Genomic DNA, 26,292 nt, shown 5'->3' on the forward strand with positions numbered 1-26,292 from the left:
GCCGGGCGATGACATCACGGACCCGCACGCCCGGCCGGAACGCCTCGGCCAGGATCTCCAGCTTCTCCGCGTCCGACCAGCTCCGTCGGCCCGATACCCGGCCGACCACCTCCACACGACCAGTCGTACGAGCGCTCGTACGACCAGTCTCAGAACCGAAAACTTCCCGCACCGCCCGCGCCCTCGTCAAAGACGATAAGCATCCCGGCTACGGCCAAACGGGCAAGGCGGCCCTCAGGCCACGCTTACAACCTTCGCGATCTCTTTCGCTTCTCAATCTTACGGTCTGATGGGTGGAAAGCGGACTGGCCGCTCTCGGGCAGCGAGCCCAGACAAGCGGACGCTCGCTGGTCCGCTTAGGCACCGCACTCCGGCGGACCCGCTGCGCTGGCTAACGAGGCGCCGATCCGCGGCGATAGGTATCGTTCTCGCCAAAGGACAGGAGGCTGGCGACGAGGTCGGACAGCTCGGGCGCACTGTCCTGTCGTGTTGCCGACACCCAGAACCTGCCGTCGGTGCCCACCTCGATCGTGATGGTGCCGTCCCGTCGAGTGGTCATCACCTTGCGCAGCGGCTGCCCCAGCAGACCTCCAGGCCTGCCGAAGTCGAGAATCCCTCGCGTCCGCCTTGCATACCAGTCGCGCGTCTCCTGGGTGCCGTACTGCTTGCGACCATCGGAGAAGATGACGAGTTCGGGATGGCAGATGTCGAAGATCTCGTCGCAGCAGCCATTCTCGCGTCCGTGGTGCGACGCGACGTAGACGGTCGTCGTCGCCAGCTTCGCGCGAAACGCCGGGTTCTTCAGCAGCTGGCGCCAGCCCGGACGTTCGAGGTCGCCGCCGAACAGGATCGTGAAGGGTCCGAACTGCACGAATGCGGCCAGACTGAGGTTGTTCGTGTCGGTGAAGTCGACCCGATAGCGGTTCCAGAACACATGCCAGGCGACCCCGCCCAGGTCGTGAGACCAATCGCCCAGGAACCCGGTCCCGAAGCGTTCGAGGATCTCCGTCGCCTTCGCCACGCCGGCACGCATTCCGCATTCCACCTTCATCGACCTGAGCGCCCGCGCATCGACAGTGGGGTTGGTCACGAGTCCGCCCACCGCGCAGGCACGCCAAAGATGTGGCAGATCCTCGCAGTGGTCCTCGTCGAGGTTCATAAGCATCAGCGTATCGATGCGCTCGCCGCCGTAGGCGATCGACGGATACCACGGCCTATCGCTGCAGAGCCCGCAATCCAGCATCAGTCGGTGCCCGGCCGGGCCGGTGATCACCGTGCAGCCGCCATGATCGACGTCGTGAATTTCGATCTTCACCAACGGCTTTTTTCGATCTTCACGCTGCTTCATCATGCCGTTCCCACCTTCCGTGCGACGACGTTCCCGACCAGACGGACGGCCGCGTTCCGGGCGGACAGGGCCACGACTATGTAGGCGAGCAGCACCCCGCCGCCGAGCATCAGGATGCGATCGTTGCTGCTGGGCGTCCACACGAACAGTGCGGGCGTCACGAGCGCGAGCAGGGCAAGAAGCACGGCGCAGTCGCGGAGGATGAGGAAGCGCCGGTGGTTGTCCGCGATCGCGGGATCGCTCTCCGTCGCCTTCAGCCACTTGTACCAGAGCGCGTTCTGCTCGGTCGGCGTCATCGGCGTCGACGGAAGCAGTACGGCGAGGTCGGTCGGGTCCACCCGGGGGTCCTTGGGGGCGATCCCCGTGAACGCCCGACAGCCGGGGACCCGGTCGCGGAGCCGCCAGAAGACGAGCACCTCCTTCACCGATCGGGGGAAGAGTTCCTGCAGCACGAGCATGACGATGCCGGCGACTCCCGCGAAGCCGGCATGCTGGAGGAGGGTCTGTACCTGCGCCACTCGGTCGATGCCGAGCAACCCGGCCGCGGCCGCATAGGCCACGACGATCGGGGCTAGGTACTTCGTGTTGATGCCGGTCTTGAGCAGGTCAGCCATCACGGTAGCCTCAGATGCGCTTGAACATCGTCCTGCGCCACGATGATCATCAGTGTCGGGCGCAGATCGGGTGCGTCCTTCTCAGCGTGTGCGGTCATGGCGCGATCATCGCGGCCCGACATGTGCGCCGATCCGTCCGGGTGGCTGTGCCAGGTGCCGCACAGATAGACGCGGCCACGGGCAAGGCGGGTCAGCCGGCGCTCCGCGAGGGTGCCGCCGGCCTTGCCGAGTTCGAGCCTGGTCTCGGTCGCCTCTGATCCAGGCGGAAGGGGGGAGGCGTGGATGACGGTGATCACCCGACGCGTCGGGTCCCAGCTCCCGTAGAGATAGCCACCGGTCTCGGCCGGAACCGCGGCGGTGCGCTCCGCGGCCATGGCCGCGATGGCGGAAGGCGAGACGCGGATCTGCCACTCGTCCACGCTGGCGGGTCGGAGGACGGTGAATGCCTCCATGGGAACCCAGCGCGAGCCCGTCGGCCGGAGCCGCTCGTCAAGCGGGTTGAGCAGGATGCCGGCTTCGCTCCGATCGCCGAGAATGGCGGTGCACGCAACCGACGCGTGCTGTTCGACGGCGTGCTTGGGCAGGTGCACCGTCATCGAGGTGCAGCCGAAGCCGTAGAGCAGCGGGTCAGGGCCCAGCGGATGCCGATCCTCGTAGTTGAGCCAGCCCGCCACGTCGGGATCGTCGGGTGCAAGCCCGATCGTCGCGAGCATCATGTCCGACATGGTGGGCCCGCCCGGCGGCGAGACGAACGTCATTCCGAGGCGCCCCTCATGGTACATCTCGGTCCGGACGATGGTCGCCTCGGTCGAGCCCCTCAGTTCGTCCATTCGAAGTCGGACCTGTTCGTCGGCAGTGGCGTCGATGACGAGCCGACCCTCTATCCTTGCTTTGAGGTCGTCGATGTCGACGGTCGCAATGTCGTCCTTGATCGCCTCGGACTTGCCCTCGTCGTGCCAGAGCGCGTCGGTCAGACGCTTCGCCTGGTCGGCCTTATTCGCGTACACGTCTTTTGTGCGAGCGGAATGGCGGGCGAGGTTGTGGGGGTGGATGCGATCCTTGTCCCACACGAGCACGTCCTCCATTCCGGAGCGGGCGAGGTTGTCGTGTATCGCGCTGCCCAGGGCGCCGTGCCCAAGCAAGGCAACGGGTGGCAGCGGGTCCGCACCCGCGACCCAGCGCATCAACGATGGTCGCGGCGGGTAGTCGCCGACGATCGTTTCGATGCGCGTATCGGCGTCGAGGATGCTCTTGTCGTAATCCTGCGACACGAGGAACGCTCGCAGTTCGAGGCTGCGCGCAGCCTGGTCTTCGGAATATCCGAAGAAGGCGTTCATGATTGGCGCCGGTCGCCAAACCCCGATGATCACGACCATCGCTCTGCCGAAGAGCGGCGGTCGTACGCAGCGGAAGTCTACGCCCCTCTGCAACAGGTCGCCGACCGTGGCATCGAAGGCGTGATCCACGCCGATCGCCTTCATGCCCTCCAGCAGCTCGCCGCCCGTTCTCCAATCCTCGAATAGCGGGCCCCGTTCGACCGCCGATGGTTCGCGCCAGACGAACACCCAAGGGACGGCGACCCGCTTTCGGTCGAACTTCTCGTTGTGGAATCCGATGGCCGCCTGGACGTTCGCCGGCTCGAGGATCTGCGAGAAGACGGACACCTGCTTGCGGTCGTCGTCATCGAAGTTGATCGCGACGCCGACGGCGCTGCCCGCATCGGGATCGGCGAGCGCATGCTCTTGCAAGGTGCGTGGCTCGAGCTGGCCCATTCGCAGCTTCTGGCCCACCCCGAACGGAACCGGCTCCCAGCCATCCATCATCAGGGTGCCTGTCTTCGCGTCTCGCAGGAAGTCGCGCAGCCGGGTCATGATCGCCTCTATGCCGGCGCGCTCGTAGATTGGCTGGATGCCGCCCAGCGCCAGGCAGGGCGCCGCTCGGCATCCCGGCTCGCCTGAGCAGAGATGACCAATCTTGCGGGGAAAGTCCTCGCGGTCGCAGAGCACATTGTAGGGTGCGGTTTGACCGAAGGCGCGGCCCTCAAGGTAGACGAAATGTATCCGCTCCACTTCCCGCACGTCGGCCGCCGGTTCCCCGACCGTCGGCTCCGTCTTGATGTCGAAGGTCAATATCTCGCCTTCGTCCAGGCGGCGCAGTTCGATGGACGATGCGACGACACCGGCGGACTGCGAAATGCGCGCGATCTCCAGCAGCTGGCTCAGGTCTGGCTCAGCGACGATCTCGCCATCGACGGGTTCGTCGCTGCCGTCAGCCATAGGAGCCGCCACCTCCGACCGCCGCGCCGGCACCGCCAAGACCGACCGTCGCCGGCACCTTCGCGGGCGCGAGCGTTGGACCGCCGCTGGTCAGGTTGAAGACGACATGGGCCGGAAGGTCCGAAGCTCCGTTGCCACCGGTGCAGCGGAAGCGGCCTTCGACAGAACCCGTGATCTCGCCGCCGTTGGCGAGGATGCGGAGATAGCGGCGCTTCGCGTGCCATGACGGCGGCGTGTCGCCGCCCCGCACAACGCGCCGGCTGCTCGACACGACGTATCCGTTGCCACGCTGCTCGCCGAGCGCCTTCAACGCCTCGGCGGACTCGGTGAACTCCTCGTCCTTGCAGCCGCCGTTGAGCACCCGGCCGATCGACCGTCGCGAGCAGTGATGAGGCGCCAGCAGGACGTGCCACGCGAGATGTCCTGGGTTCTTGCGGTGAACATCCTTTTCCAGTCTTTCGAGCACCTCGACCGAGGTGTCGCCGCAGGTCAGGATCAGGTTCTCGCCTCCGAACCGCCGGATGGTCCATTGAATGACCAGGCTGGTCGGGTTCGAGGAAGCCGGGGGGCAGCCCTCCGCGGTCTTCGGAATGTCCCACTCCGCAGGCGTCGGCGCCAGCAGTCGCCATTCGAAGTCAGTGGTGATGGCACCCGTTGAGAACCGGCTAGTGTCCATGACCTTCAGCCGGTTTCCCGCGCGTTCGCCCGCGGCCGTGCCCTGGAGGGCATTGCGGCGCTTGATCTCATCGGTGATCGGCTTCGACTGGTCGGTGACGTAGTGGGGATTGAGGCCGTATGGCGTGCACCAGATCTCGTCCACGATGATCTTGGGGTCGGAATCCTCGGGGTCGCTGTCCCAGCTCTCCGGCGAGCCGCAGTGGAATATCTCGCCGAAGCCGCCGACGTGATCCTTGTCGGGGTGCGTCGACACGAACACGTCCAGATGGTCGTTCCCGCAGGCGGCGCGGATATCCGGAGCGAAATCGGGCGCCTCGTCGTCATCCTCGTCCTGCGCTCGGGCAGCACGGTAGTGGATGTCGACCATCACGACCTTGTCATGCGCCTCGATCAGGATGCTGTCGCCGCAGCCGGATGCGAGACTTGTGAACCTGTAGTCGCCGCGCATGGCCAATCCTCCTGCCGCTATTTAGAACGATAGGGGAACATCATACACTGTGTCAATATGTGGTATGTATGACGGCAAACTTCCCTACATGTTGCCCCTCTAAGGCGTGCGGCGCGGCGAAACAGCCTGCTGGACCGATTGCGGTATCGAGCGGGGTAGTGCGAAAAGCCCGATCCGGCGATTGGCTCGCGAGTGCACGCCCGCGCCCCTGTTGGCCGACCTCAGAGCGCTAGACAGTTCGCCATCGCGCTGTGCAGATAAGCAAGTGGATGTCGACGAACGGCTGGTATTCGGACGTAACCGGAGCATCTCGAACGACTACTTCTTGGTCTCGCGCCGTTTGCAAGCGGCGACTCGCAATCCTGCGACAAACCGGCTTGCGGCTTGAGGAGGCGATCGGCACGCGCCTAGCGAGCAGTGGCCCCAGCCGACGTAGTCACTAAATGAAGAGCATGCCGAAGGTCACCCTTAATCAGCTGCGCGAGCGGGCGGAGCGTGTGGAACAGCGACGTCGCGAGTACCGGGAGCGGGCCGTCGCCGGTACCCTGGTGCGGCACGAAACGTGGAGGCTCGACTATCTCTCCCGACCCTACCTCCTGGGTGCGCCCGACGAGCGGGTGGCCGAGCGCTTCCGCAACGTCTTCGTGAATGCGATGGAGCTGAGCCCCAAGGGGCAGCTGACGCCGGTGCCGATGACGCGCACCGACGAATATATGCAGGTCTTCACCCACCTGCTGGAAGACTACTCGGACAGGGCGGCTGGCGGGCCGCCGAATGAAGTCGTTGCCGCGGCGCGCGCGCCGCTATTCAGGTATTTCGAGAACGGCGAGTCCTCGGGCGTGAAGATGTTCGAGGGCTACGTCGCGCCCTCTACGCCGATCATCGTCAAATATGGCAAGCGGCAGTTTCTCGAGCCGATGCTGGCGACGGGTGACCTGCGGCTCGCCAATGCGGGGCTCTATAACGACGTCGCCCATTCCGATGCAGTACGCGACGACGAGACGAGCCGGACCTTCTTTATCCCCACATGGCGCGAGCGTCTGGACGGACGGACTGGCATGGATTTCCAGGGGCACCGCATCGAGTTCGAGAATGACGACATCGTCCTGCCGCTGGTATTCCAGGATTACTTCCTATTTAGCCTTTGCGAACACATTCACTACCGGATGCCTACCGACTTCGATGCGGACGCCGCCATCGTGATCCGGGATCCGACGCGCTTCAAGCAGCGCCTCATCTCCACTTTCCTTGGACGACTGCCCGATTGGGAGCCGCTGGAGGGCCCGGTCATCTATTATGACCCGTATCGAGATTATTCCAAGTTCACCGTACCGGAAATGGCTAAGCACTTTGGCTACGGCTACCAGCGCGAGGTCCGCGTAGCGTTCCGGCCGAGCGTCCGGCCGAGAACGCCGCTCGAGCCGCTATTCCTTTCGATTGGTCCCATGACGGACTACGCCGACCTGGTGACGATTTAGACGGCCCGGACGAGTACGCCCCCTATGACGTTAGGCTATTGGGCGCGAGGCCGAGACTTGCCACGCCGCCGCGGCAGCTGGGGCAAGAAGGCGAAAGCCGAGCGCATTGCAGAGGGCGACTAGCAAAAACGGATTTCCCTCTGGCCCGCTGGAGGAGCACGAACACCACAGAATAAGGGAGGCGACGACCGGGCAAGAAGTCGGGATCGGACGATTTCCGTTGCCGAGTGGAATGCTTCGGCGCAGCTGTCGTTGGTGACCGACCCGTCCCGTCCCGATTACGACCTGAGCTGTTGGTACCTCAACCGGCGGCGGCTTATGTCCCTGACTGGGGCTGAGCCGATGCTTGGAGGAGTCGGCGATCGTGATGCGGCCGCAGCGCACCTGCGGGAACTGGCGGCAACCGTTGGCCTCGAGCGCGCGCTCGGGGCCTGGCTCGAGCGTGCGAAGCCGCCGACGCTCGGCCAGCTCGTCGCCGCGGACGAGCTGGCGGTCGGCAGCTTCTTCACTCACTTCGGCGATTTCTACTCGCGAGGGGTGCCCGCGATGCACAAGGCGAAGATGGAACGCCGCCAGCCGCCGCCCCAAGCGCTGATCCACACCAAGCTCGACGCGCTCCGGCCAGGTCTTAAGCTCGAGGTGCGCTTCTCGCACGAGTATTTCACCGCAAACTCCGCTTGGACCGAACTCGGCCGCCGTGCCCAACTACTGGTGATCGGGGCCGTCACGGCGATCGACGCCAATGTTGTGGCGGCACTACCCTGGGCGATCGCCACGCCCTTCGTGAGCTGGGCTGACGGGGGCCGCAGTCTCGTCGGGGCTTCCTGGCACAATCGGCTGGAGCTGCATCCAAGCCAGATTGACGCGTTCCAGGAGATCCGTCTCGTACCCCGGGCTACTACCCAGGCGGCACTGATGCCGCTGCGCGGCGTCCCCGAGGCCCATGTCAAAATGGCCTTCGCTGAACTGATCGGCGAGGGCGAGGTGCCCAAAGACTGGGGCGGCGAGCAGTCGGACCTGTTCACCTCCGCACTCAAGGTCGACGGCGAGCCTTACGCGGCGGCGTGCCTTCAAAGGGCCGGCGAAGTTCAAGCCGATGACCTTGGCGGAGCTGGGCAAGAACGGCGACCAAGTGGTTAGGCTATACGCGGAACCCGCGGACATCCTTGTGCTCCAGCACTGCCATCTAATCGAGATCCCTGTACGCGCGATGATGCGGTCGTTCGCCCAGCAGTTCGGCAACTTGCGGACCTGCTGCATCATCGACGGCTATGACACGTTGCGCATTCTGAAAACCTATCGCAAGTGTGGATTGTCTCCGGATTAGCGCGGCGGCCTCGATCGGCAGTTAGGGTGCGGCGCGAGCAGCTGACCCCAATTGTTCAGGTTGTGAACGAGTGTCTGGTTTCGGGCAATCGCTAAGGCGACCTGAACGTCGGCTTCTGGGTCGTTGCGGCTCAACTTGATTGTGGCACGTCTGAAAGGCTCGGGTAATGAACATGAAACCCCGAAAGATCGTAGTGGCCCTTTAAGACGGGCGAAACGATCCCATTGTGCTCGCCGATCAGTGATGTCTCAACGATTAATCACGACGAACTATTTCGTAGGGCAGCGCACGTCCTTTACCTCTCGAGCGGCGATTGGCTCACCATCATCGCCGATTGGGTAGCGATACATCGTGTTCGCATCGCGGTCATCGATCTCCATGCGGATGTTGCTTTCGCCCAGTAGGTTAGCCTCAGTGCGTCCAGTGAAGCGACCGTTGAAGAGGACGCCGCTGCCGCTCCGCTTTGTCATGGAACCTGAGAAGGAAACGCCGATCAGAAGGTAGTCGTTGCCCTCGTAGTAGTTGACGCTCTCGGCATCGACAAAAACTTTGTTGACGCCGTCCTCGTCGCGGCAGTCGGCCGCCGCGGGTGCCCATGTTCCCCGGAAGGCTTCGGGAATGGGATCGTGGAACGACTTGCCCGCCGCACTGCCGCCGACAAACGCGACAAGCAGTGGCGCGATGATGGCAAGGTTCCTCATGATGTACGCCTCGCGCAACGCGTGTCGCAATTCAAGTGCGCCATCGGTTTGCGTTGAGGCGATAATGCCTGAGCGCGGGGGCGGTGCGGCTGCGGGACGTCGGCGTGGCGCCCCGCGCCTGGCGGAACGCGCGGCCACTCCGACGCGCGAGAGAGCTGCGGCTGTCATGGGCTTTCGTGATCTCGTTGAGCGTTCGTGCCGCCCTCAAAATCCCGTTCCGTGTGGCGGCCTCTCTGGCGGCGGCAATCTGTTTAGATTCAAGTACGTATTCCGCCGGTAGGCCGGAACTCACCGAGCTTCTCCTCTCGCTCGATGAGTTCGTCGATGTGGCTGGCGATCCGCTGCGCGACGAACTTCGCCACCGCCGTTCCCCAACGCGGGTCGACGCGGTCGCTGCTGGCTCCGAGTTCCGCCACGAGGGCGTCCGGCAGCGCCGCGACAAGCGTCTCGAGGAACGCGGCAAGCCCTGAGCGTGACCACTCGTTGGCAAGATCGCGCCGGTCGAACATCGCAAGCGTGAGGGCACCGCGCGCAGGCAGTCCTGCCGCAGCCAGGATCGCGCCGGCCTCATCCAGACTGAGGTGCCGAGTGCCCTTCAAAGTGCGGCTGAACTGATCTTTAGACATGCCGACCCTGCCGGCGAGGTCACGTTGGCTGAGACCCGTCTGCTCGACCAGGTCGCCGACGATGATGTGCAGCGGTGTCGACGACAGGGCTGCGGAACTGCTCGTGCTTGCCACGACTCCATCTCCAAGGATCGATTCGCAGCCACGTACCAAGCGCATAGCCTGTAGGAAAACAAAATAGGAACATCCTAGCACGTGCCGGCCGACGAGGGTCTGCAGTCTTGTGCGTCTCAGCGCTTGCAGCGACGCCTAAGTAGCGGAGATACCCAGCCAAGAGCGATTCGCGAGTGTTGTCGCACGGCCAGCGACGCCCTGCCGATCCCCCGCGAGCTTCATCGCGGGCTGCTAGGAAACTTCACATGATCGCTGCGACCGTGATCGCGGAATCCGCGACCGCGCAGCTGTTTTGTTCCTATGATGTTCCTTTTCGTTGAGCGTCGACCGGAGGCGGCGTGAAGGTGGCTGTGCGGTCGGGATGCGGCCGCGGCGAACACCTTCTCGGAGACGCTCTCGATGCACAGCCTCAAGCTCCCGCTGACCCGTGCCGGCCTCGGCCGGGCCAGCGATTATCTCATTCCCGCGATCGGCCTCATGGCCGTGGCGAGCGCCGCCTATGCCGGCGCCGACACGACCTTCGGTCCGGCGCTCACCAAGTTCACCGACTTTCTGGAGGGCTCCGGCGGCAAGATCATCGCCGTGCTCAGCCTGGCCGGCGGCATCATCGGCATGGCGTCCGGCCGGTTCACGCTCGGGCAGGTGGCGATCCCCGTCGCCGTCGGCATCGGCGTCGGCACCGGCGTGCCGATCGTCACCTCCACCGTGACCGCGATCATCTGATCGCGGCGGCGAGGGCGGCTCACACCATGTCGGACAAGTATATTGTTCCCCGGCGGCTCGACGATCCGGAGCTCATCGGCCTTTGGACCCTGGACGAATTCCTGGGGCTCGCGGCGCCGTTCGCCTGGGGCATCTTCTCCCAGCACATCCTGCTGGGTCTCGTGGGTGCCGGAGGAGCGTGGTTCGCGCTTCGCAAGGCCAAGGCTGGCCGGGCCAGTTCCTGGATCATCCACGCGGCCTACTGGTACCTGGGGGCAAGCTTCGTCCGACTGCGTGCGACGCCGCCCTCCCACTGCCGCCGGCTCGCCGGCTGAGGGGAGGGGCTCCATGCTATCCGATATCGCGCACCAGCGCACCCAATCGCTGCTGCGGCAGCGCAAGGTCCTCGTCGTCGCCGCGGCGGCGTCGTTCCTGGCCAACCTCGCGCTGTTGACGGCGCTCGGATCCAGGGACCGCGAGATCATCCTGCAGCCGCTCTCGACGCGGCCGCTGGCGATCAGCTCGTCGGGCGTCTCGTCCGACTATCTCGAGCTCGTCACCCGCGACGTCGCGCTGATGCTGCTCAACCGCTCGCCGACCGGTCTCGACTATTGGATGGAGCAGATCCTGAAGGTGGCCGATCCCGCCGCCTACGGTGCGCTCAAGGCTGAGCTGGTCAAGATCGTCACCGAGCAGCGCGGCTCCGATCTGAGCCAGGCATTCGTCATCACCGGCCTGACGGTCGATCCCAAAGGTCTCAGTTCGACCGTTGACGGCGACCTCAAGACCTTCGTCGGCGGTCAGGTCATCGCCAGCGAGAAGAAGCGGTTCCGGTTCGGCTGGACCTATGCGGGCCTGCGCCTCTCGCTCTCGAGCTTCGCGCTCATCCCCACGAACAAGGAGGCGCTCCAATGATCGCCGCGACACCCGCCTGCCTGCTCGGGGCGGGCACGGTCACCTTCGCCGCCGGCACGACCCGGCCGCGCGACCTCACCCTGAAGCCGCTCGGACTCGCGCTGATCGGCGCTGCCATCGCTCTCGCCGCGACGCCGGCCTGGGCCGACCAATATCGTCAGGCTGCCGACAATGCGCAGGTGGACTGCGTGGTCTCGAACCATGAGCTGACCCGGATCAGCCTGGTCGGCGACGCCTTCGCGAGCGTCAGCAAGATCACGACCGGCTACCCGTACAACGACTTCACCGTCACCAACGAGCCGGTCCGTGGTGACATCTACCTGTCGGTGCCCGAAGGCTTCGCACCGGGTCGGCTGAGCTTCTTCGCCACCACCCGCAAGGGCTATGTCTACAAATTCGCCTGCTCGATCGGCGGACCCGAGGCCGAGCAGATTTTCGTCTCGAACCCGGCGATCGCCGGCGAGCGGGCACAGGCCTGGGAAGCGAAGACCGGCCCGCGCGATGCGGCGGTGCGCCTCGTCCAGGCAATGGCGGCGAACAGCGCGCCCGACGGCTATGTCATGCGGCAGGTCGCCGCAGCACCGACGCGCGTCGGTGACCTCAGCGTACGCCTCGTGGCCGAGTACCGGGGCGGCGCACTCACCGGCCGCGTGCTGCGGATCGACAACCGCGGTGCCAAGACGGTCCCGGTCGACCCGGCGCAGCTGACGCCGGCCGGGAGCCTCGCGGTCAGCGTCGCCGATCGCGAACTCGGCCCGCAGCAGGCAACGACGCTCTACGTCGTGCTCGACGGGAGTGCCGGCGCATGAGCGAGGCTGTCACCCCTCAGGGCGGCTCCGGCCAGGAAAGCGCCACGCCCTTGGGCGCGCTCAACGCCAAGACGCGGGCACGCCAGCGCATGCTGCTGCTCGGCGGCGGCGGCTCGGCTGCGATGCTCGCGCTCTGGTTCGTGTTCGGCAGCACCGGCGATCACACGCCGGCCGCCGACGCGCCGCAGAAGATCGAGACCGACGGCATCGTCAATCGCGACCTTAGCCAGAAGGAGTTCGTCGCGATCTACGGCAACCGGCTGGATGCGCAGGCGCGCCAGCTGAAGGCGCTCGAGGAAAGCAGGGCGGTCGCGCCCGAGGTCCAGACCAGGCTCGACGCGCTCTCGGCGGAGAACCAGGCGCTCAAGACCGACGGCACCAAGACGATCGACGCGCTGACGCAGGAGAATACGACGCTGCGCGGCGAGCTCACGCGCGCACAGACCCAGGCAGCCGCGCCGCCGCCCGCACCGCTCGCGTCACGCGATCCGTCGATCCCGTCGGGATCGCCGCTCGACCCGAACAACGGTGGACCGCAGGGCGCCGCGCTCTCGCCTCGCGCCGAACGACAGGTGAAGACCGTCTCGTTCACGAGCGGGCCAACGGAAGGCGCCGGCACGGCCAAGACCGGCCTGCGCGCTGGTCGGCCGACTGCGCCTGCGATCGAGATTGAGGACAGTCCCGACTACCTGCCGCCCAACAGCTATGCGCCGGCGCGCGTGATCGTCGGCGTGGACGCCTCGGCGGGCGTCGCCAGCCAGACCGATCCGCTGCCGGTCGTGCTTCGGATCACGGGCCCTGCGCGCTCGGTCGTCAAGGACGGCAAGCTGCTCACGACGCGCATCCAGGGCTGCGTCGTTAACGGTGCGGCGCGCGGCGATCTCTCGGCCGAGAAGGTTTATGTGAAGCTCCAGAAAATGACCTGCGACCAGCCCGGCGGGCGGGTCGCGGTCAGCGAGGTCAAGGGCTTCATCAGCTTCGCCGGCAAGACCGGTGTGCGCGGCCGCGTTGTCAGCCGCGAGGGCAGTCTCGTCAGCCAGGCGCTGATCGCCGGCATTGTCGGCGGCTTCGGCCGCGGCTTCTCGGCCAACGCCAACAGCGTCTTCTCCGGGATCACCAATGGCGTCGACGGCAAGCGCCAGCAGCTGTCCGGCGGCGACATCGTCCAGGGCGGTCTCGGTCAGGGCGTCGCCGACGCCTCGGACACTGTGTCCAAGTATCTGATCGAGCGCGCCGAACAATATCAGCCAGTCGTGGAGATGCCGACCGGCATCGATGTCGAGATCGTCTTCCTCGACGGCGTCTATGTGAGGAACTCCCAATGATCTCTGCTGACACTCGTCTTGGCCATGAGCTGGCCAGGATGCGCCGCATGGAAGGTATTCCGTTCTGGAGCCTGCTGGCCTCGGCGTCGCTCGTCGTCGGCATGGGCGCCGGCGTCGTCGCCAAGAGCGTCCATGCCGCGGCGCCGGCCATCGCCAGCGTCGACACCGGCTTGGTGCGCGAGGCGCTCAAGCTGCGGCTGCCGAAGACCCGCATCGGCGCGATCGACTGCAGTCGCTTCGGCGGCCTGTGCGAGGTCGTGGCCGGGACGACGCTCTTCTACGTCGACCGGAGCGCGCGCTTCCTCATGATCGGGCGGCTCTACGACATGGAGACGCGGAGCGACGTCACCGCGACGCGGCTCCTCGAGCTCAACCCGGACATGCTCGCAGCGGGTGCGGCGGGTCGGCGCGACGATGACGACGCGCAGCCCGCCGCCGCGACGCCCGCGGCCGCGAAGGTCGACCTCGCCCAGCTTCCGGCAGGCGGGGCGGTGCACTGGGGGCCGGCGAACGGGCCCAAGCTCGTCGTGCTCAGCGATTTCCACTGCGGCTATTGCCGTAAGCTCTCGGCCGAGCTCGCCCGCATGGGCGCGCGCGTCGAGGAGCGGCCGATCTCGATCTTCGGTGCGGAGAGCCGCAAGCTCTCGGAGGCGGTGCTCTGCGCGGCCGATCCGGCAGCCGCTGCGCATGCGGCTTATGCCGACCAGGCGATCGCCGCAGGGCGCAAGTGCGACGTGTCGGGGCTCGACGCCAATGAGGCGTTCGCCCGCAAGCACGGCTTCGGCGGCACGCCGGTGATCATCCGCGCCGACGGTGCGGTGCTGCAAGGCTTCCACACGGCCGAGCAGCTCAAGGCCTTTGTGGCGGGAGGTCGGGCATGATCCGGTCTCTCTATCTGGCGCTGCTCCTCGCCGGTGCAGCCACGCTTGGCGGCTGCACGACACTTGGCGGCACGGTGAAAGGCGACTTCACCTGCCGGGCGCCGGCCGGGACCTGCGCGCCCATGACCAAGATCGACGCGGCCGCGATCGGCCAAGTCGACGAGGAGGGTGCCGCGGCGGCAGCGGCGGTCGACCGGCAGCCCGCCCGAACGGGCGGGGGCGGGAGCGTCGCCGTCCGCACCGGCGAGCGCATGCTGTCCATCCTGCTGCCCGCGCATGTCGACGAGGCGGGCGTGCTGCACGACGCCGCCACCGTCCATGCCGTAGTCGAACAGCCTGCCTGGACCTTCGCGTCCACCGCCGACCCTGTCTCCTCTTCCGAGATCTCGCGCAGTCCCGCCCCTTCCTCCCTGCGCGAGGCGGTCGCCGGTGCTTCGGCACCGGTGATCGAGGGGCTTGAGACCACTCCCGCTCAAGCCCCTCACCCTTTCAGTTCGGCCGCGTTGCCCCGCGCGGTCGATCCCGGCGCGCCGACTGCGGCATCGCTCGCAGCCGCGCGCGCCGGGCACCGGATCGGCGCCGCGGTGCCTGCCGCCAAGGACGTGCCTGCCGCACCGACCGTCGGGACTCCGCCGGCGTTGCCGGCGGGCAAGGTGGTGCTGCCGCAGGGCGACGCGGCGGCAGCACAGGCACGCCTCCGCGCGCTCGCCACGCCCAACCTGTCTCGGCTCGGAGCCCGGCCGATCCAGCCGACGCCGCCGACCGACCTGGACGGCAGCTTGTTCAGCGCGCCTGCCGGCGAGGAGCAACCGCGATGAACCTCTCGCTCAAGACGTTCACCGGCTCGCTGCTCACCGGCCTCTTCGGCGATGCCGAGGAGAGCGAGGGTGCGCGGCCGGTGCTGGGCCTCGACATGCTGTCGAGCTTCCTGCCGTACCGCGTCTACGAGCCGTCCACCCGGCTCTACCTCAACGCGCGTTCCTCCGGCTTCATCCTCAACGTCGCGCCGCTGGTCGGTGCCGACGAGCGGGTCGGCGACCTGCTCGGGCAGTTCCTCTCCGAGGGGCTGCCGGCGGGCGCCTGTGTGCAGATCGTCCACTGGGCGTCACCACGGATCAGCCGCAACATCGCGCCCTGGTTCGCGCCCCGCTACGCCCGCGGCGGCGTCTACGAGCAGATCGCGCGCGCCCGCACCCAGTGCCTCTACGATCTGGTCTGGACGAGCGGCTCGGGCGCCGCCCCGTTCCATGCCCGCCACCATCAGCTGCTGGTGTCGGTCGGCGTGCCCGCGAACGGCGGCACCTCCAAGGAGGAGCTGATCGCGGTCAGGGACAGTCTGGTGGGCGTGCTCCGCTCGCTCGACGTGCCCGCGCTCGATGTCGATCCGGTCGAGCTCATCGCCTTTGTCGATGACCTGACCTCGCCGACGACGGCGAGCGGCGACGATGCGGTCGACTACAACCCGCTCGATCCGATCGCCGACCAGGCGATCCGCCGCGACATCGAACTGACCGTCGAGGAGAGCCGGATGCTGCTGCGGACCGAGCGGTTCCGGCCGACCGGCGGCCATGACGGCGAGGCGCCCGAGATCGGCGAGATCTACCCGGACCGGTTCGACGTTCGGCACTTCGGCGTGCGCAACATGCCGGTGCGCTGGACGCCCTGGGAGACGGCGCGGCTGATCGGCGACCTGTTCACCGACAAGCTTCGTTTCCCATGTCCGGCGGCGACGATCCTCTGCCTCGTCTACCCCGACCAGGAAGCCGCCTCGACAAGGGCTGGCATGAAGTTCCTGCGCACGACCAGCCTCTCCGAGGGCAAGTCGGCGCGCTACGTCCCCAAGCTGCGCGAGCAGGCGGCCGAGTGGCGCGAGGTGCAGGCGCAGCTGCAGGAGGGCAGGCGGCTGGTCCGCGCCTTCTACGGTGTCACCACCTTCTCGCCAGTCGGCGATGGCGATCGCAACGAGCGCATGGTCAAGTCGCTCTACAAGGCGGCAGGCTGGGATCTCGCCGACGAGCGCTTCCTCCAGGTGCAGGGCCTGCTCGCGGCGATGCCACTGACGCTCGCCGACGGGCTGGCGGCGGACCTCGAGCGATGCCGGCGCATGCGCACGATGCTGTCGACCACGGCGGCCAACATCGCACCGATGCAGGGCGAGTATCTCGGCGGCGCGGTCCCGCACCTCCTGTTTCTCGGCCGCCGCGGCCAGCCCTTCTTCTGGTCGCCGTTCGAGAACGGCGCCGGCAACCACAATGTCGCGATCCTCGGCAAGTCGGGCTCGGGCAAGTCGGTGCTGCTGCAGGAGATGTGCGCGAGCCTGTGCGGTGCGGGCGCCAAGGTCGTCGTGATCGACGATGGCCGCTCCTTCATGAACAGCTGCCGGCTGCAGGGCGGAAGGTTCATCGAGTTCACGCTGGCGAGCGGCTTCTGCCTCAATCCGTTCTCGATGGTCGATGCGACCCGCGTCGCCGACGACGAAGACTACCGCCTCGACTGCATGGCGATGCTGAAGGCGATCGTGGGCCAGATGGCCCGCTTCGTCGATCGGCTCACCGACACCGAGCGCGGCCTGATCGACCAGGCGGTGAACCGGGTCTGGGAAGAGCAGGGCCGGGCTGGCTCGGTCGAAGCCGTTGCGCATGCGCTCGAAGCCACTGGCAACGCGGACGCTGCCAATCTCGCCATCGCCATGGGTCCGTTTCGCGCCGGCGGGACCTATGGCGGGTTCTTCAACGGCGAGGCCACGCTTCGGCTCGAGGCGGACTTCACCGTCTTCGAGATGTCCGACCTCGCCACGCGGGAGGAGCTCCGCTCGGTCGTCCTGACCGCGATCATGTTCATGACGGGGCAGGCGATGACGCGCAGCCCGCGGTCGGTGAAGAAGCTGCTGCTGATCGACGAGGCCTGGTCCATGCTCAAGGGCGGGTCGATGTCCGACTTTGTCGAGACCTATGCCCGCACCGCGCGCAAATATGGCGGCGCGCTCTGCACCGCCACTCAGTCGCTCAACGACTTTTACAAGTCCGACGGGGCGACCGCCGCGCTCGAGAACTCGGACTGGATGCTGGTGCTTCAGCAGAAGCCGGAGACGATCGCAGACCTGCGCAAGTCCGCGCGGCTCGACATGGACGACCGGACCGAAGGTTTGATCCGCTCGCTGAAGCGCTCGGGGTCGGAATATTCCGAGGTCTTCATCCGCGGCCCCGAGTGTCAGGCCATCGGAAGGCTCGTGCTCGACCGCTTCTCGGCCACCGTCTTCTCCTCCTCGCCCGACACCTATGCCGCGATCGAGCGGCGGGTCGCGGCGGGCGAACCGATTGCCGACGCGATCGACGCCGTCGCGCGCGGCGACGCCGATCCCTCTCGCCCGGAGCCTCGTCATGGCTGATCCCAAGCACCCTCTGCAGGCCCGGCTCGCCCGCGCACATCGCCTCGCAGCCGACGCCTGCCACATCGGGCTCAGCGTTACCCTATGGGTCGCCGGCACCGTGCTGGCCGCGCTCGGCGTGCTGCTCGCCTTCCTGATCGTCGCCGCGGACGGGCGCCCGCTGCGGTTCTTCGCGCATGTGCAGAACCTGTCGACCCATTATCTGTTCGCCGATCCGGCAGCGCGGGCGCACTTCGACCGGCAGCTGCTTGCCCTGTTCCTGGGCCTCGTCGGCGTGCTCGTCATCGCGCGTCTGCCGGCCTTTGCCGGCAAGCTGCGCCGCGAGCTGGCGCGTGGTGGCCGGCATGGCTGAGCGTGCGTCGCTTCGCCAGCGCACCATCGCCGGCTGGCCCGTCGCACGCGTGCTCGGCGCCATCCTCATCGCCGCCGCGCTGCTCTGGGCTGCCTGGGCCACGCGGACGCTGATCGATCTTCAGCAGCGCCGGATCGTGTCGGTCAGCCTGTCACGGCTGGTCGAGGACTTCGTCGCCGCCGAGGCGCGCAACGGCGGCACGGCCGAACAGTCCGCCCGTCGCACTGCGACCTATCTTGCCGCGATCAACAAGGCGGTGGCCGAGCTGGGGAAAGGTGGCACCACCGTCCTCGTCTCCGAGGCCACGCTCGGCCGCTCGGTTGACGATTGGACCGCCGAGGTCCGCACCCGCGTCACCCGCGCGATGGAGGCCGAGCGTGGCGACCGCTGATCGCACCGATCCGCGCTTCTGGTCGCCTGCACGACGGCGGCGCTGGGGCGTGCTGCTAGGGATAGCGGTCGCGGGCACCGGCTATGCCGGCCTGGCGAGCTGGAGCGAGACGCACGTCTTCCTCGTCAACCAGAGCACCAGCCTGCCGAACTGGGCCTTCCTGGTCGAACGACATCGTGTGCCCCGGCGCGGCGACTATGTGTTCTTCGAACCACCGGAGAGCGCTTTGCTCGAGCGTCATTTTGGACGCGAGCACCAGCCGTTCGGCAAGATCGTCTATGGCGTGGGCGGTGACGAAGTGACCCGCCGTGGCCGCTTGTTCCTCGTCAACGGCCGTCCGGTCGCGCTCGCCAAGCCGAGGACGCTGCGCGGCGAGCCGCTCGACATCGGCCCGACGGGCACGGTGCCGCGCGGCTGCTACTTCGTGGCGACGCCGAACAGGGACAGCTTCGACAGCCGCTATGCCCTGATCGGCTGGATCTGCGGGCGTCAGCTGATCGGCGTCGGAAGGGCGATCCTGTGAGCGCGCGCCATCTCCCGCTCGCCGTGGCAGTCCTCGCCGCTTCCGTGCCGGCGAGCGCACGCGACTATGGCCAGCAGGGCGCCATTTTCCCCGTCATCGAGGCAGACCTGCTATCCGTCATCCAGAAGCGGCTGGTGACCATGCAGGCCAGCGGTGAGATCGATCGCGCCAACCAGGCGCTGGCCGAGCGGACCGCTGCCAAGGTCCGACGCCCGGCGGCCGTAGCGGGTATCGAGACGGCGACCGAGGAGCGGCGCTGGCGCTTCGATCCGACGATCACCGTACGGCAGGACCTGCGCGATGCCCGCGGCCGGGTCATCGTCGCGGCGGGAACGCGCGTGAATCCGCTCGACACGGTGCCGCTGCGCCAGCGCCTCGTGTTCATCAACGGCGACGATGCGAGCCAGGTCGCCTGGGCGAGAACCACGACCACCGCGCTCAGCGCCAAGCTGATCCTAGTCGCCGGCTCACCCTTCGCGCTGATGAAGGCGGAGCAGCGCCGCTTCTACTTCGACCAGCAGGGCACACTCACCCGGCATTTCGGCATCCGCGCCGTGCCGGCCGTGGTCGAGCAGCAGGGCCGCCTCCTCGCTGTCCGCGAGCTGGTGGTCCGGGGAACAAAAGGAGATCGAAAGTGACTGCGACGAGCAATCGCGAGTGGCTCGCCGCGTCGGCTCGGCGCCGGAGCCTCGTCCGGCGTCGGCTGCGCCTGATGCTGGCGGGCCTGGCCGCGCTCCTGGCGATCCTCGGGCTCACGCTCGCGTCGCCGGCTCGCGCCGAGGGAACGCCGGGGCGGTGCACCGGTCGCTTCGTCAATCCCATCACCGATGTGTGCTGGAGCTGCCTGTTCCCGATGTCGGTCGGCGGCCTCAATATCTGGCCCTCGCTCGCCGGTCGTCCCGACACCGATAATCCCACTCTGCCGGTCTGCGCCTGCGGTCTGCGGGTCGGAATCGCCATGGGCTTCTGGGAGCCGGTGCGGCTGGCCGACGTCAGCATGAAGCCGTGGTGCTTCGTCAATCTCGGCGGGCTCAAGCTCGATCCGGGGTTCGACATCGGCTTCAAGACCATGGCCGGGCCGAGCGCTGTCGGCGGCAAGGCCCAGAACACCAGCGGCTGGCATGTCCACTGGTACGCCTATCCGCTCATCTACTGGATGAACATCGTGGCGGACTTCCTCTGCCTCGAGACCGGCGGAATCGACATCCTCTACATTACCGAGGTTGATCCGCTCTGGCAGGACTCCGAGCTCACCGCGATCATCAACCCCGAGGCGGTGCTGTTCGCCAATCCGCTGGCGCTCGCGGCGTGCGCGGCCGACTGCATCGCCGCGAGCGCCAGGCTGCCGACCGACCCGCTCTTCTGGTGCGCCGGCTGCCAGGGCACGATGTACCCGCTCAACGGCAATGTCGCCGCCTCGATCGGTCATGTGCAGGCCTCGCGGCTCGCGCTTGCCCGCTTCGCCTACAAGCTGCACCGCGAGCTCGTCGCCTGGGGCACGATGGGCAGCAAGGGGCTGTGCGGCAGCTACCTGATGCCGGTGATGCGGAAGCAGCAATATCGCTTCCAGGCCACCAATCCCAATCCACAGACCGGCGGTCGCTACGCCTGCGCGCCGATCGGCGCATCGACGACCTTCATGTCCGCCGGCCAGGTCTACCCAGCGATCGGAGAAGATATGGGCTATCTCGTCTGGCGCAAACGCAACTGCTGCGTGCTGTGATGCGGCGGCGTCTTCCCCTTGTCATCGGCACGGCGGCGGTGGCCGGCCTGCTGCTCGGCCTCGGCACCTCGACGGGCGCCCAGACCGTCGATGGCCTCGACCTCGCCAAGGTCCGTGCCCGCGCCAAGCTGTCGCCGCAGGAAGCCGAGGCGCTGACCAAGGTGGTCGCGCGCCGTGGTGAGGCGCTGCGCCAGGAGGCGGCGGCAAGCGCCGCGTCGGCTCGCGCCGCATCCGCACGTTACGCGTCGAAATCGTCACCTGCTGATCCTGCAGCGACCTTCGACTTCGACGGAATGGTCGCCGCGTCCGCCAAACAGATGGCCCCGGAAGACGCGCCGCGCCTCGTCGCCTTCGCCAGCCTGTCGATGCCGGCGGCCTCGCTCAAGGCGATGATCGCCGGTGTCGGTCGAGCGGGCGGCGTGATCGTGTTCCGCGGCATGCCGGGCAACTCCGCACGGACCTTCACGACGGCGCTCGCCAAGGTGCTGCCCACCGGCGAGGTCAAGGCGCCGGTCGGCATCGATCCGCGCCTCTTCCGCGCCTTCGGCATCGAAGCGGTGCCCGCTTACGTCGTGACTGCTACCGACTTCGACCTTTGCGACGGCTTCGACTGCCGTACCGCGCTTCCGCCGCACGACCGCATGGCCGGCAATGTCAGCCTCGCCTACGCGCTCGACAGGTTCGCGGGGGGCGGTGGACCCGCTGCGCGCGTTTCGGCGGTCTATCGCGCCCGGCTCGGGGACGTGCAGTGACCCGCGCGCGCACCAGCGTGGCGCTGGCACTCGCCTTCTTCGCGGTCGGCCTCGGCAGCGGCGCGGCCGGCCAGAGCCAGACCGAAGCGGCGCGTGCCGAGGGCAAGGCGTTCGGCTCGGATGTGATCGGCAAGGCGCAGACCGCCGCCAAGACCGCGCCGACGGCCGAGCGCGTTCCCGGCTTCGGCGGCACGCCCAGCCAGTCGACCCTCTTCGACGATCCCGACGCCATTGCCGGTCAGGCCGCGTCCGCCGCCTCGACCAACCAGGCTTATGCAACCGTCAGGTCTTCGCTCGATCAGCGGCCGCGCATCGCCGTCGAGGACATCGAGGCGACGATCGCGCGAGGTCGCACGATCTCGGATGATCCAAAGACCTATGTCAGCGGCATGAGCGTCGGCGGCGGGCAGGGCAGCTGCCGTGAGCTGCCGCCTTCGAGCGGCGTTGACGGCACCTACGAGGCGACCTGCAACGACGGCGTTGCGCTCGAGCAGCGCACCGCCAGCTGCACCATCCCGCTGAGTGTCTCGGTGACGCGCACCACCGGCTATCGCTATTGGTGCAGCGACTTCAATGCGGGCTTCAACCGGGTCGACGATTGCAGCCTCTTCGAGCAGGCGTCCTGCCAGCGGACAGGCTCGCACGAGGGGCGCTGCCTCCAAGGGGGCGGCCGTCCGCCCTACCGATATTGCACCGAGCCCGGCGAACCGGTCGCGGAGCTGCTCTGCGATAGCGAGGTTGCGGGCGGCACGCTGAAGGGGACGGAGGTCCGCAGCAGCGTCAGCGAACGGCGCGATGAGAGCGGCTGCGCAGGCTTGGCGGGCGATGCGAGCTGCACCAGCACCGCCGAGACCTGCACCTCCAGCGATCCGGTAACTCGAGTGATCGACGGCGTGTCGGTGACCAAACCCTGCTGGGCTTGGACGCGCAGCTATGAGTGCCACAAGGCCGTGCCGGCGCAGAACTGCGACGCGCTTGAGGCCAACAAGGATTGCCGGTTCGCGCGCGAGGAGTGCCTGACCGACGAGGTGCCGTGCCCTACGCGCGAGCGGATCTACACCTGCAGCGTGCCCGGCGGCCCTGCGCCCGAGAAGCAATATGTCTGCGATGGCGACATCTACTGCATTAACGGCGAGTGCGAGACGATCGATCGCCAGCCCAACGGTGAGTTCAAGGACGCCGCCGTCGCGCTGAACGCCGCTTCACAGGCCGGCAAGGAGTTCGACCCGGCGAACCTGACGCTGTTCAAGGGCGAGCGGGAGACCTGCCATTCCAAGGTCTTCGGCATCCTCAACTGCTGTGCCGGCAAGGCCTTCCCGCTCATCCCCTATTCGCAGCTGTTGGTCACGCTCGGCTGCGACCGAGAAGAGGTGCTGCTGCACCAGCGCGATGCTCAGGGTCTCTGTCACTATGTCGGCAGCTACTGCTCCGACAGCGTGTTCGGCATCTGCGTCACCAAGAAGAAGGCTTATTGCTGCTTCGAGTCCAAGCTGAGCCGTATCCTGCAGGAGCAGGGGCGCCCCCAGATCAACAAGCCGTGGGCGAGCGCCAAGAAGGAGAGCTGCAAAGGCTTCACCATCGACGAGTTCGCCCGGCTTGATCTCAGCCGCATGGACTTCTCGGAGGTCTATGCCGAGTTCCAGGACGCGGCGAAGCTGCCCGAGGAGCTCGGCACCGTCGAGACGATGCAGCGCAAGATCGCGGACTATTATGCCGTGAACGGAGGCGGTCGATGAGCGCGCCATACTTCTGTGGTCGGCTGCTCGCAATCGCCTCGACCGTGCTGATGCTCGTGCCGGCGGAGGCCCAGACTGGGGCAGATCAGACTCGTTCGGTGCAGGCTGGCGATCGCTTCTACTGTCAGGATCGCAAGCTCGGCACCTGGTTCTACTGCGATCGGCCACGGGCGGAGGAGCCCAGCGCCACCCCGCCGCCGCCGCCCGCCAAGTCGTCCGCGGAGCAGCTCGAGGAGGTCACCGCGGAGCTGCGCGAACTGAAGGCGCGCGCAATCCTTAAGCCTACTCCCGAGAACGTCACCGCCTACATCCGCTTCCAGCGGGCGCAGCTCGATCGCGCCTCGCTGTTCGGCGACGTGTGGCAGCGCGCGCTCTGGCAGACGCCTGACCTCGACTACACGCTACAGCGACCGGTCGGCACGGTGGCCAAGCAGCAATGGTCGGATGCCCGTAAATCCGAGCGCGACCAGGCACTCGATCGGCTTGGCGCACGCTATGGGCTCTTCTACTTCTTCGCGCAGAGCTGCGGTGCCTGCCGGGTGATGTCGCCGATCGTGAAGGCGGTCGCCGACACGCACCACCTGACGGTCCGTGCGATCTCGACGGATGGTGGCCCGTCGGAGACCTTCCCGCGCTACTCCGTCGAGACGAACCAGCGCCAGGCGATGGGGCTGACCGCCAAGGTCACCCCCGCGATCGTCCTGTTCGACAGCGCCACCCACACCGCCATTCCTATCGGCTACGGCATCATCGCTGCCGACGAGCTGATGGAGCGCATCTTCCTCCTGACCCAGCGAAAGGCCGGCAGTGACTACTGACCAGACGCGCCGTTCCGAGCGCCTGCGCGCGCTCGCCTGCTCCCTCCTGGCGCGCGCCCGCGTGGCGATCGGCCGCGCTGCTCGCGGCCTCGCGACCGCCGGCTGCGCGGCCGGGCTTGCGGGCGCTGTCGTCCCACTTGTGCTGCCGACTACGCCGGCGGCAGCCGATGTGGGTGGGGCGATGGACAAGTTCGTGGCCGAGGCCGGCGGCGCAGCCAATGTGACGGGTCCCAGCGCGTTCCAGGGCCAGTCCGCAGGATATTACAGCCTCGGCAACGTGTGGACGCGCTTCCCGCAGAAGACGACCAATCTCGCCAACCTGCAGCTGCCGTCGGCGAGGGCAGGCTGCGGTGGCATCGACCTGTTCGCGGGCAGCTTCAGCTTCATCAACTCCAGCGAGATCGTCGCCATGCTGAAGGCGGTCGCGAACAATGCGGTCGGCTTCGCCTTCAAGCTCGCGATCGACACCGTTTGCCCGGAGTGCTCGAAGGTCATGGACGAGTTCGCCCAGAAGGCGCAGCTCATGAACAACCTCAACATCTCGAGCTGCGAGGCGGCGCAGGCGCTGGTCGGGTCGGTGTGGCCGAAGGGCGATCTCGCGGACAAGGCGATCTGCGAGGCCATCGGCAACTCCGACGGCATCTTCTCCGACTATGCCGCCGCCAAGCATGGCTGTGGCAGCAAGGGCGAGCGGAGCTCGACGATCAACGGCGCCGACCCGTCCAAGTGGGATGCGGTGAACAGTGCGGTGCCACGCAACTACACCTGGCACGTGCTCCGCGGGTCGAAGTTCTTCAACGCCAGCGGCAGCTTCGATCGCGACCTCGCCGAGTATGTGATGACGATGGTCGGCACGATCATATACGTGCCTCCGACCGACAGTGACGCCGGCCGCTTCCAGCCGCTGACCGGCGACACGACCTCCACGTTGGTCACCGCCCTTCTTGACGGGACGTCGGCGGGCGGGGTGCAGGTCTATCATTGCGATACCGAGGAGCAGTGCCTCAACCCCGCTCTGAGCCCGCTGTCGGTGCCCACCGCGAAGGCGCTGCGGCCACGGGTAACGGCGTTGATCGACGGCATGGTCGAGGCCATCCGCACCGACACGGCGATCAGTCCTGAGCAGAAGGAGCTGCTCCAGATCTCGTCGATCCCACTCTACAAGATCCTGACGGTCCAGGCCGCCTATGCGCGTGGCCTCTCGACCGACGACCGCTCGACCCTGGCGGAGATCGCCTCGATCGATCTGCTCTACGCGATCCTAGATCAGCTGGTGAGCGAGGTCGGCAAGTCCAAGGCGACCTTCATCGCCGCAGACGAGGCGAAGCTCGCGACCTGGACGGCGCAGATCAACACGGCGCGGACCACATTGGCCGATCGCCAGCAGACGACGCAGGCCCGCGTGTCCGCCATCATGGCGATCATCCAGAAGACGCAGTTTCTGGAGAACGTGCTCGCCAACTCGATGTCGCCGGGAATGGCGGCCTCGCTCGACTGGTCGCGCGGCGTCGCCGCGCGCGGCCTCAACTAAGCCAGGGTAATCAGAGCATGGGCACGGTCGAGCTCTTCACGATCGGGGGTGGCGAGTACATCGTCAACGTCCTCAACGCCGTTGCCGCCTGGACCGGGGCCGGGGGCTACAAGAGCCTCCTGCAGGTCGTGCTGGTGATGGGACTGGCCTACTCGGTCCTGATCGTCGCGTTCAGCCTCGACTGGAAGGCCTGGCTCCACTGGTTCCTGCAGGCGACGCTCATGTACATGGTGCTGATGGTGCCGCGGCTTGACGTGCACGTCACCGATCGCATCAACCCGAGCCTGGCACCGGCGCAGGTCGCCAACGTGCCGCTCGGGCTGGCCATGATGGCGAGCTTCACCAGTCAGGTCGGCGACTATCTCGTCCGCTCGTCCGAGCTGGTGTTCGGCCTGCCCGGCGACCTCGACTATAGCGGTAACGGCATGATCTACGGCTCGCGCCTGTTCGAAGCGACCCGCAGCCTCAGAATCAACGATCCCGAGTTCGCCGCCAATCTCGACGAGCATTTCAAGCAATGCGTCTTCTATGACGTACTGCTCGGGCGCTACTCGATGGAGACGCTGGCGCAAGCACCCGATCTCTGGATGTCAATCGGCGTCCAAAAAGGACCCCCTATCGGCGTCCAAAAGGGACCCCGTTTGTCGAGCGGTGTGACGGGTATGGCGGGCGTGCCGTTCGCGCTGGTTGCGGCGTAGGGCGGGCGTAGCCCGACCGGAGGCGCAACCAGCGCGAAGCATCTTCTGCCGGTGGTCCCGCGCGTCAGCTGCGGTGCTTGAATCGCCAGCTGTCGTTGCCGGTCTCGACGATGTCGCAGTGGTGGGTAATGCGGTCGA

26 protein-coding genes and 1 pseudogene are annotated in these 26,292 nt (G+C 67.0%); 20 read left to right on the forward strand and 7 right to left on the reverse strand.

Annotated elements, in window-relative coordinates; translation table 11 throughout:
* Window positions 1-391 precede the first annotated feature (391 nt).
* The 4 genes from COA17_RS17680 to COA17_RS17695 are packed head-to-tail and all read right to left on the reverse strand — an operon-like array spanning window position 392 to window position 5,364.
* A complete protein-coding gene (locus COA17_RS17680; RefSeq protein ID WP_141397128.1) occupies window positions 392-1,351 on the reverse strand; it encodes a ComEC/Rec2 family competence protein in 960 nt (319 codons plus the stop codon).
* A complete protein-coding gene (locus COA17_RS17685; RefSeq protein ID WP_096614157.1) occupies window positions 1,348-1,962 on the reverse strand; it encodes a hypothetical protein in 615 nt (204 codons plus the stop codon). Before COA17_RS17685 ends, COA17_RS17680 begins: the two co-directional genes overlap by 4 nt.
* Window positions 1,962-4,238 carry an anti-phage 6A-MBL system cap2_3 protein gene (locus tag COA17_RS17690; protein ID WP_137786610.1) on the reverse strand — a complete coding sequence of 759 codons (2,277 nt, stop codon included), beginning with the start codon at window positions 4,236-4,238 and terminating at the stop codon, window positions 1,962-1,964. Before COA17_RS17690 ends, COA17_RS17685 begins: the two co-directional genes overlap by 1 nt.
* Complete coding sequence (locus COA17_RS17695) at window positions 4,231-5,364, reverse strand: MBL fold metallo-hydrolase (RefSeq protein ID WP_096614160.1); 1,134 nt, start codon at window positions 5,362-5,364, stop codon at window positions 4,231-4,233. Before COA17_RS17695 ends, COA17_RS17690 begins: the two co-directional genes overlap by 8 nt.
* Window positions 5,365-5,807: 443 nt before the next feature.
* On the opposite strand from COA17_RS17695, the gene COA17_RS17700 reads away from it, so the two are divergent.
* Together COA17_RS17700 and COA17_RS17705 are read left to right on the forward strand one after the other, a co-directional pair.
* Window positions 5,808-6,842: a hypothetical protein gene (locus tag COA17_RS17700; RefSeq protein ID WP_096614162.1), complete on the forward strand. Its 1,035-nt coding sequence runs from the start codon at window positions 5,808-5,810 to the stop codon at window positions 6,840-6,842.
* Between the two features lie 255 nt (window positions 6,843-7,097).
* A complete protein-coding gene (locus COA17_RS17705) occupies window positions 7,098-7,982 on the forward strand; it encodes a hypothetical protein (protein ID WP_141397129.1) in 885 nt (294 codons plus the stop codon).
* A gap of 456 nt (window positions 7,983-8,438) precedes the next feature.
* On the opposite strand, the gene COA17_RS17715 is transcribed toward COA17_RS17705, so the two are convergent.
* Window positions 8,439-8,870 carry a hypothetical protein gene (locus COA17_RS17715; protein WP_137786607.1) on the reverse strand — a complete coding sequence of 144 codons (432 nt, stop codon included), beginning with the start codon at window positions 8,868-8,870 and terminating at the stop codon, window positions 8,439-8,441.
* A 257-nt stretch (window positions 8,871-9,127) separates the two neighbouring features.
* Window positions 9,128-9,610, reverse strand: coding sequence for a helix-turn-helix domain-containing protein (locus COA17_RS17720; RefSeq protein ID WP_096614170.1), 483 nt, complete (start codon window positions 9,608-9,610; stop codon window positions 9,128-9,130).
* 477 nt (window positions 9,611-10,087) lie between these two features.
* Here COA17_RS17720 and COA17_RS17725 point away from each other — a divergent pair, with 477 nt between their 5' ends.
* From COA17_RS17725 to COA17_RS17805, 18 genes and pseudogenes are all read left to right on the forward strand, one after another.
* Window positions 10,088-10,333, forward strand: coding sequence for a hypothetical protein (locus COA17_RS17725; RefSeq protein WP_409314177.1), 246 nt, complete (start codon window positions 10,088-10,090; stop codon window positions 10,331-10,333).
* A gap of 26 nt (window positions 10,334-10,359) precedes the next feature.
* A complete protein-coding gene (gene traL / locus COA17_RS17730; RefSeq protein WP_096614174.1) occupies window positions 10,360-10,647 on the forward strand; it encodes a type IV conjugative transfer system protein TraL in 288 nt (95 codons plus the stop codon).
* A gap of 13 nt (window positions 10,648-10,660) precedes the next feature.
* Window positions 10,661-11,227, forward strand: coding sequence for a type IV conjugative transfer system protein TraE (locus tag COA17_RS17735; protein WP_096614176.1), 567 nt, complete (start codon window positions 10,661-10,663; stop codon window positions 11,225-11,227).
* Window positions 11,224-12,036, forward strand: a complete 813-nt coding sequence (locus COA17_RS17740) for a type-F conjugative transfer system secretin TraK (protein ID WP_096614178.1) — start codon at window positions 11,224-11,226, stop codon at window positions 12,034-12,036. Before COA17_RS17735 ends, COA17_RS17740 begins: the two co-directional genes overlap by 4 nt.
* Window positions 12,033-13,361, forward strand: a complete 1,329-nt coding sequence (locus tag COA17_RS17745; protein ID WP_096614180.1) for a TraB/TrbI/VirB10 family type IV secretion system protein — start codon at window positions 12,033-12,035, stop codon at window positions 13,359-13,361. Before COA17_RS17740 ends, COA17_RS17745 begins: the two co-directional genes overlap by 4 nt.
* A 38-nt stretch (window positions 13,362-13,399) precedes the next feature.
* The gene (locus tag COA17_RS17750) at window positions 13,400-14,242 is read left to right on the forward strand and encodes a DsbC family protein (protein ID WP_425442741.1); all 843 of its coding nucleotides are present in this window, start codon (window positions 13,400-13,402) and stop codon (window positions 14,240-14,242) included.
* On the forward strand, window positions 14,239-15,060 hold the full coding sequence (locus COA17_RS17755) for a TraV family lipoprotein (RefSeq protein WP_096614184.1): 822 nt from the start codon (window positions 14,239-14,241) through the stop codon (window positions 15,058-15,060). The genes COA17_RS17750 and COA17_RS17755 overlap by 4 nt, the downstream gene beginning before the upstream one ends.
* Window positions 15,057-17,630 carry a type IV secretion system protein TraC gene (gene traC, locus COA17_RS17760; protein ID WP_096614186.1) on the forward strand — a complete coding sequence of 858 codons (2,574 nt, stop codon included), beginning with the start codon at window positions 15,057-15,059 and terminating at the stop codon, window positions 17,628-17,630. Before COA17_RS17755 ends, traC begins: the two co-directional genes overlap by 4 nt.
* Window positions 17,623-17,982 carry a hypothetical protein gene (locus COA17_RS19510; protein ID WP_171007562.1) on the forward strand — a complete coding sequence of 120 codons (360 nt, stop codon included), beginning with the start codon at window positions 17,623-17,625 and terminating at the stop codon, window positions 17,980-17,982. Before traC ends, COA17_RS19510 begins: the two co-directional genes overlap by 8 nt.
* Complete coding sequence (locus COA17_RS17765; RefSeq protein WP_171007561.1) at window positions 17,975-18,373, forward strand: TrbI F-type domain-containing protein; 399 nt, start codon at window positions 17,975-17,977, stop codon at window positions 18,371-18,373. The genes COA17_RS19510 and COA17_RS17765 overlap by 8 nt, the downstream gene beginning before the upstream one ends.
* Window positions 18,360-18,896 (forward strand): S26 family signal peptidase, encoded by a 537-nt coding sequence (locus COA17_RS17770; RefSeq protein ID WP_096614190.1) that lies wholly within the window; start codon window positions 18,360-18,362, stop codon window positions 18,894-18,896. Before COA17_RS17765 ends, COA17_RS17770 begins: the two co-directional genes overlap by 14 nt.
* Window positions 18,893-19,534 (forward strand): type-F conjugative transfer system protein TraW, encoded by a 642-nt coding sequence (gene traW / locus COA17_RS17775; protein WP_096614192.1) that lies wholly within the window; start codon window positions 18,893-18,895, stop codon window positions 19,532-19,534. The genes COA17_RS17770 and traW overlap by 4 nt, the downstream gene beginning before the upstream one ends.
* Before the next feature lie 74 nt (window positions 19,535-19,608).
* Window positions 19,609-20,619, forward strand: a complete 1,011-nt coding sequence (gene traU, locus COA17_RS17780) for a conjugal transfer pilus assembly protein TraU (RefSeq protein WP_096614201.1) — start codon at window positions 19,609-19,611, stop codon at window positions 20,617-20,619.
* A 38-nt stretch (window positions 20,620-20,657) separates the two neighbouring features.
* A complete protein-coding gene (gene trbC, locus COA17_RS17785; protein WP_245857933.1) occupies window positions 20,658-21,371 on the forward strand; it encodes a type-F conjugative transfer system pilin assembly protein TrbC in 714 nt (237 codons plus the stop codon).
* Window positions 21,368-23,107 (forward strand): conjugal transfer protein TraN, encoded by a 1,740-nt coding sequence (locus COA17_RS17790; RefSeq protein WP_245857934.1) that lies wholly within the window; start codon window positions 21,368-21,370, stop codon window positions 23,105-23,107. Before trbC ends, COA17_RS17790 begins: the two co-directional genes overlap by 4 nt.
* Window positions 23,104-23,925 carry a conjugal transfer protein TraF gene (locus tag COA17_RS17795; protein ID WP_096614195.1) on the forward strand — a complete coding sequence of 274 codons (822 nt, stop codon included), beginning with the start codon at window positions 23,104-23,106 and terminating at the stop codon, window positions 23,923-23,925. Before COA17_RS17790 ends, COA17_RS17795 begins: the two co-directional genes overlap by 4 nt.
* A 181-nt stretch (window positions 23,926-24,106) precedes the next feature.
* Window positions 24,107-25,456 carry a conjugal transfer protein TraH gene (locus COA17_RS17800; RefSeq protein ID WP_096614197.1) on the forward strand — a complete coding sequence of 450 codons (1,350 nt, stop codon included), beginning with the start codon at window positions 24,107-24,109 and terminating at the stop codon, window positions 25,454-25,456.
* A 17-nt stretch (window positions 25,457-25,473) separates the two neighbouring features.
* A pseudogene (locus COA17_RS17805) lies at window positions 25,474-26,052 on the forward strand (conjugal transfer protein TraG N-terminal domain-containing protein); the annotation flags it as partial.
* Between the two features lie 166 nt (window positions 26,053-26,218).
* Here the strand turns inward: COA17_RS17805 and COA17_RS20200 are convergent.
* Window positions 26,219-26,292: ATP-binding protein (locus COA17_RS20200; RefSeq protein WP_217991017.1), on the reverse strand; the 74-nt coding region annotated here is incomplete at its 5' end.

Origin of the sequence: Sphingomonas ginsenosidimutans (assembly GCF_002374835.1) — a bacterium.
In the GTDB taxonomy this organism is placed as follows: Bacteria; Pseudomonadota; Alphaproteobacteria; order Sphingomonadales; family Sphingomonadaceae; genus Sphingomonas; species Sphingomonas ginsenosidimutans.

Bases quoted from the DNA above. Each gene is read 5' to 3' on its own strand.
- COA17_RS17680 (WP_141397128.1), bottom strand. From the start codon at position 1,351: ATGATGAAGCAGCGTGAAGATCGAAAAAAGCCGTTGGTGAAGATCGAA.
- COA17_RS17685 (WP_096614157.1), bottom strand. From the start codon at position 1,962: ATGGCTGACCTGCTCAAGACCGGCATCAACACGAAGTACCTAGCCCCG.
- COA17_RS17690 (WP_137786610.1), bottom strand. From the start codon at position 4,238: ATGGCTGACGGCAGCGACGAACCCGTCGATGGCGAGATCGTCGCTGAG.
- COA17_RS17695 (WP_096614160.1), bottom strand. From the start codon at position 5,364: ATGCGCGGCGACTACAGGTTCACAAGTCTCGCATCCGGCTGCGGCGAC.
- COA17_RS17700 (WP_096614162.1), top strand. From the start codon at position 5,808: ATGAAGAGCATGCCGAAGGTCACCCTTAATCAGCTGCGCGAGCGGGCG.
- COA17_RS17715 (WP_137786607.1), bottom strand. From the start codon at position 8,870: ATGAGGAACCTTGCCATCATCGCGCCACTGCTTGTCGCGTTTGTCGGC.
- COA17_RS17725 (WP_409314177.1), top strand. From the start codon at position 10,088: ATGGCCGTGGCGAGCGCCGCCTATGCCGGCGCCGACACGACCTTCGGT.
- traL (WP_096614174.1), top strand. From the start codon at position 10,360: ATGTCGGACAAGTATATTGTTCCCCGGCGGCTCGACGATCCGGAGCTC.
- COA17_RS17735 (WP_096614176.1), top strand. From the start codon at position 10,661: ATGCTATCCGATATCGCGCACCAGCGCACCCAATCGCTGCTGCGGCAG.
- COA17_RS17740 (WP_096614178.1), top strand. From the start codon at position 11,224: ATGATCGCCGCGACACCCGCCTGCCTGCTCGGGGCGGGCACGGTCACC.
- COA17_RS17745 (WP_096614180.1), top strand. From the start codon at position 12,033: ATGAGCGAGGCTGTCACCCCTCAGGGCGGCTCCGGCCAGGAAAGCGCC.
- COA17_RS17750 (WP_425442741.1), top strand. From the start codon at position 13,400: ATGCGCCGCATGGAAGGTATTCCGTTCTGGAGCCTGCTGGCCTCGGCG.
- COA17_RS17755 (WP_096614184.1), top strand. From the start codon at position 14,239: ATGATCCGGTCTCTCTATCTGGCGCTGCTCCTCGCCGGTGCAGCCACG.
- traC (WP_096614186.1), top strand. From the start codon at position 15,057: ATGAACCTCTCGCTCAAGACGTTCACCGGCTCGCTGCTCACCGGCCTC.
- COA17_RS19510 (WP_171007562.1), top strand. From the start codon at position 17,623: ATGGCTGATCCCAAGCACCCTCTGCAGGCCCGGCTCGCCCGCGCACAT.
- COA17_RS17765 (WP_171007561.1), top strand. From the start codon at position 17,975: ATGGCTGAGCGTGCGTCGCTTCGCCAGCGCACCATCGCCGGCTGGCCC.
- traU (WP_096614201.1), top strand. From the start codon at position 19,609: ATGCTGGCGGGCCTGGCCGCGCTCCTGGCGATCCTCGGGCTCACGCTC.
- COA17_RS17795 (WP_096614195.1), top strand. From the start codon at position 23,104: ATGAGCGCGCCATACTTCTGTGGTCGGCTGCTCGCAATCGCCTCGACC.
- COA17_RS17800 (WP_096614197.1), top strand. From the start codon at position 24,107: ATGGACAAGTTCGTGGCCGAGGCCGGCGGCGCAGCCAATGTGACGGGT.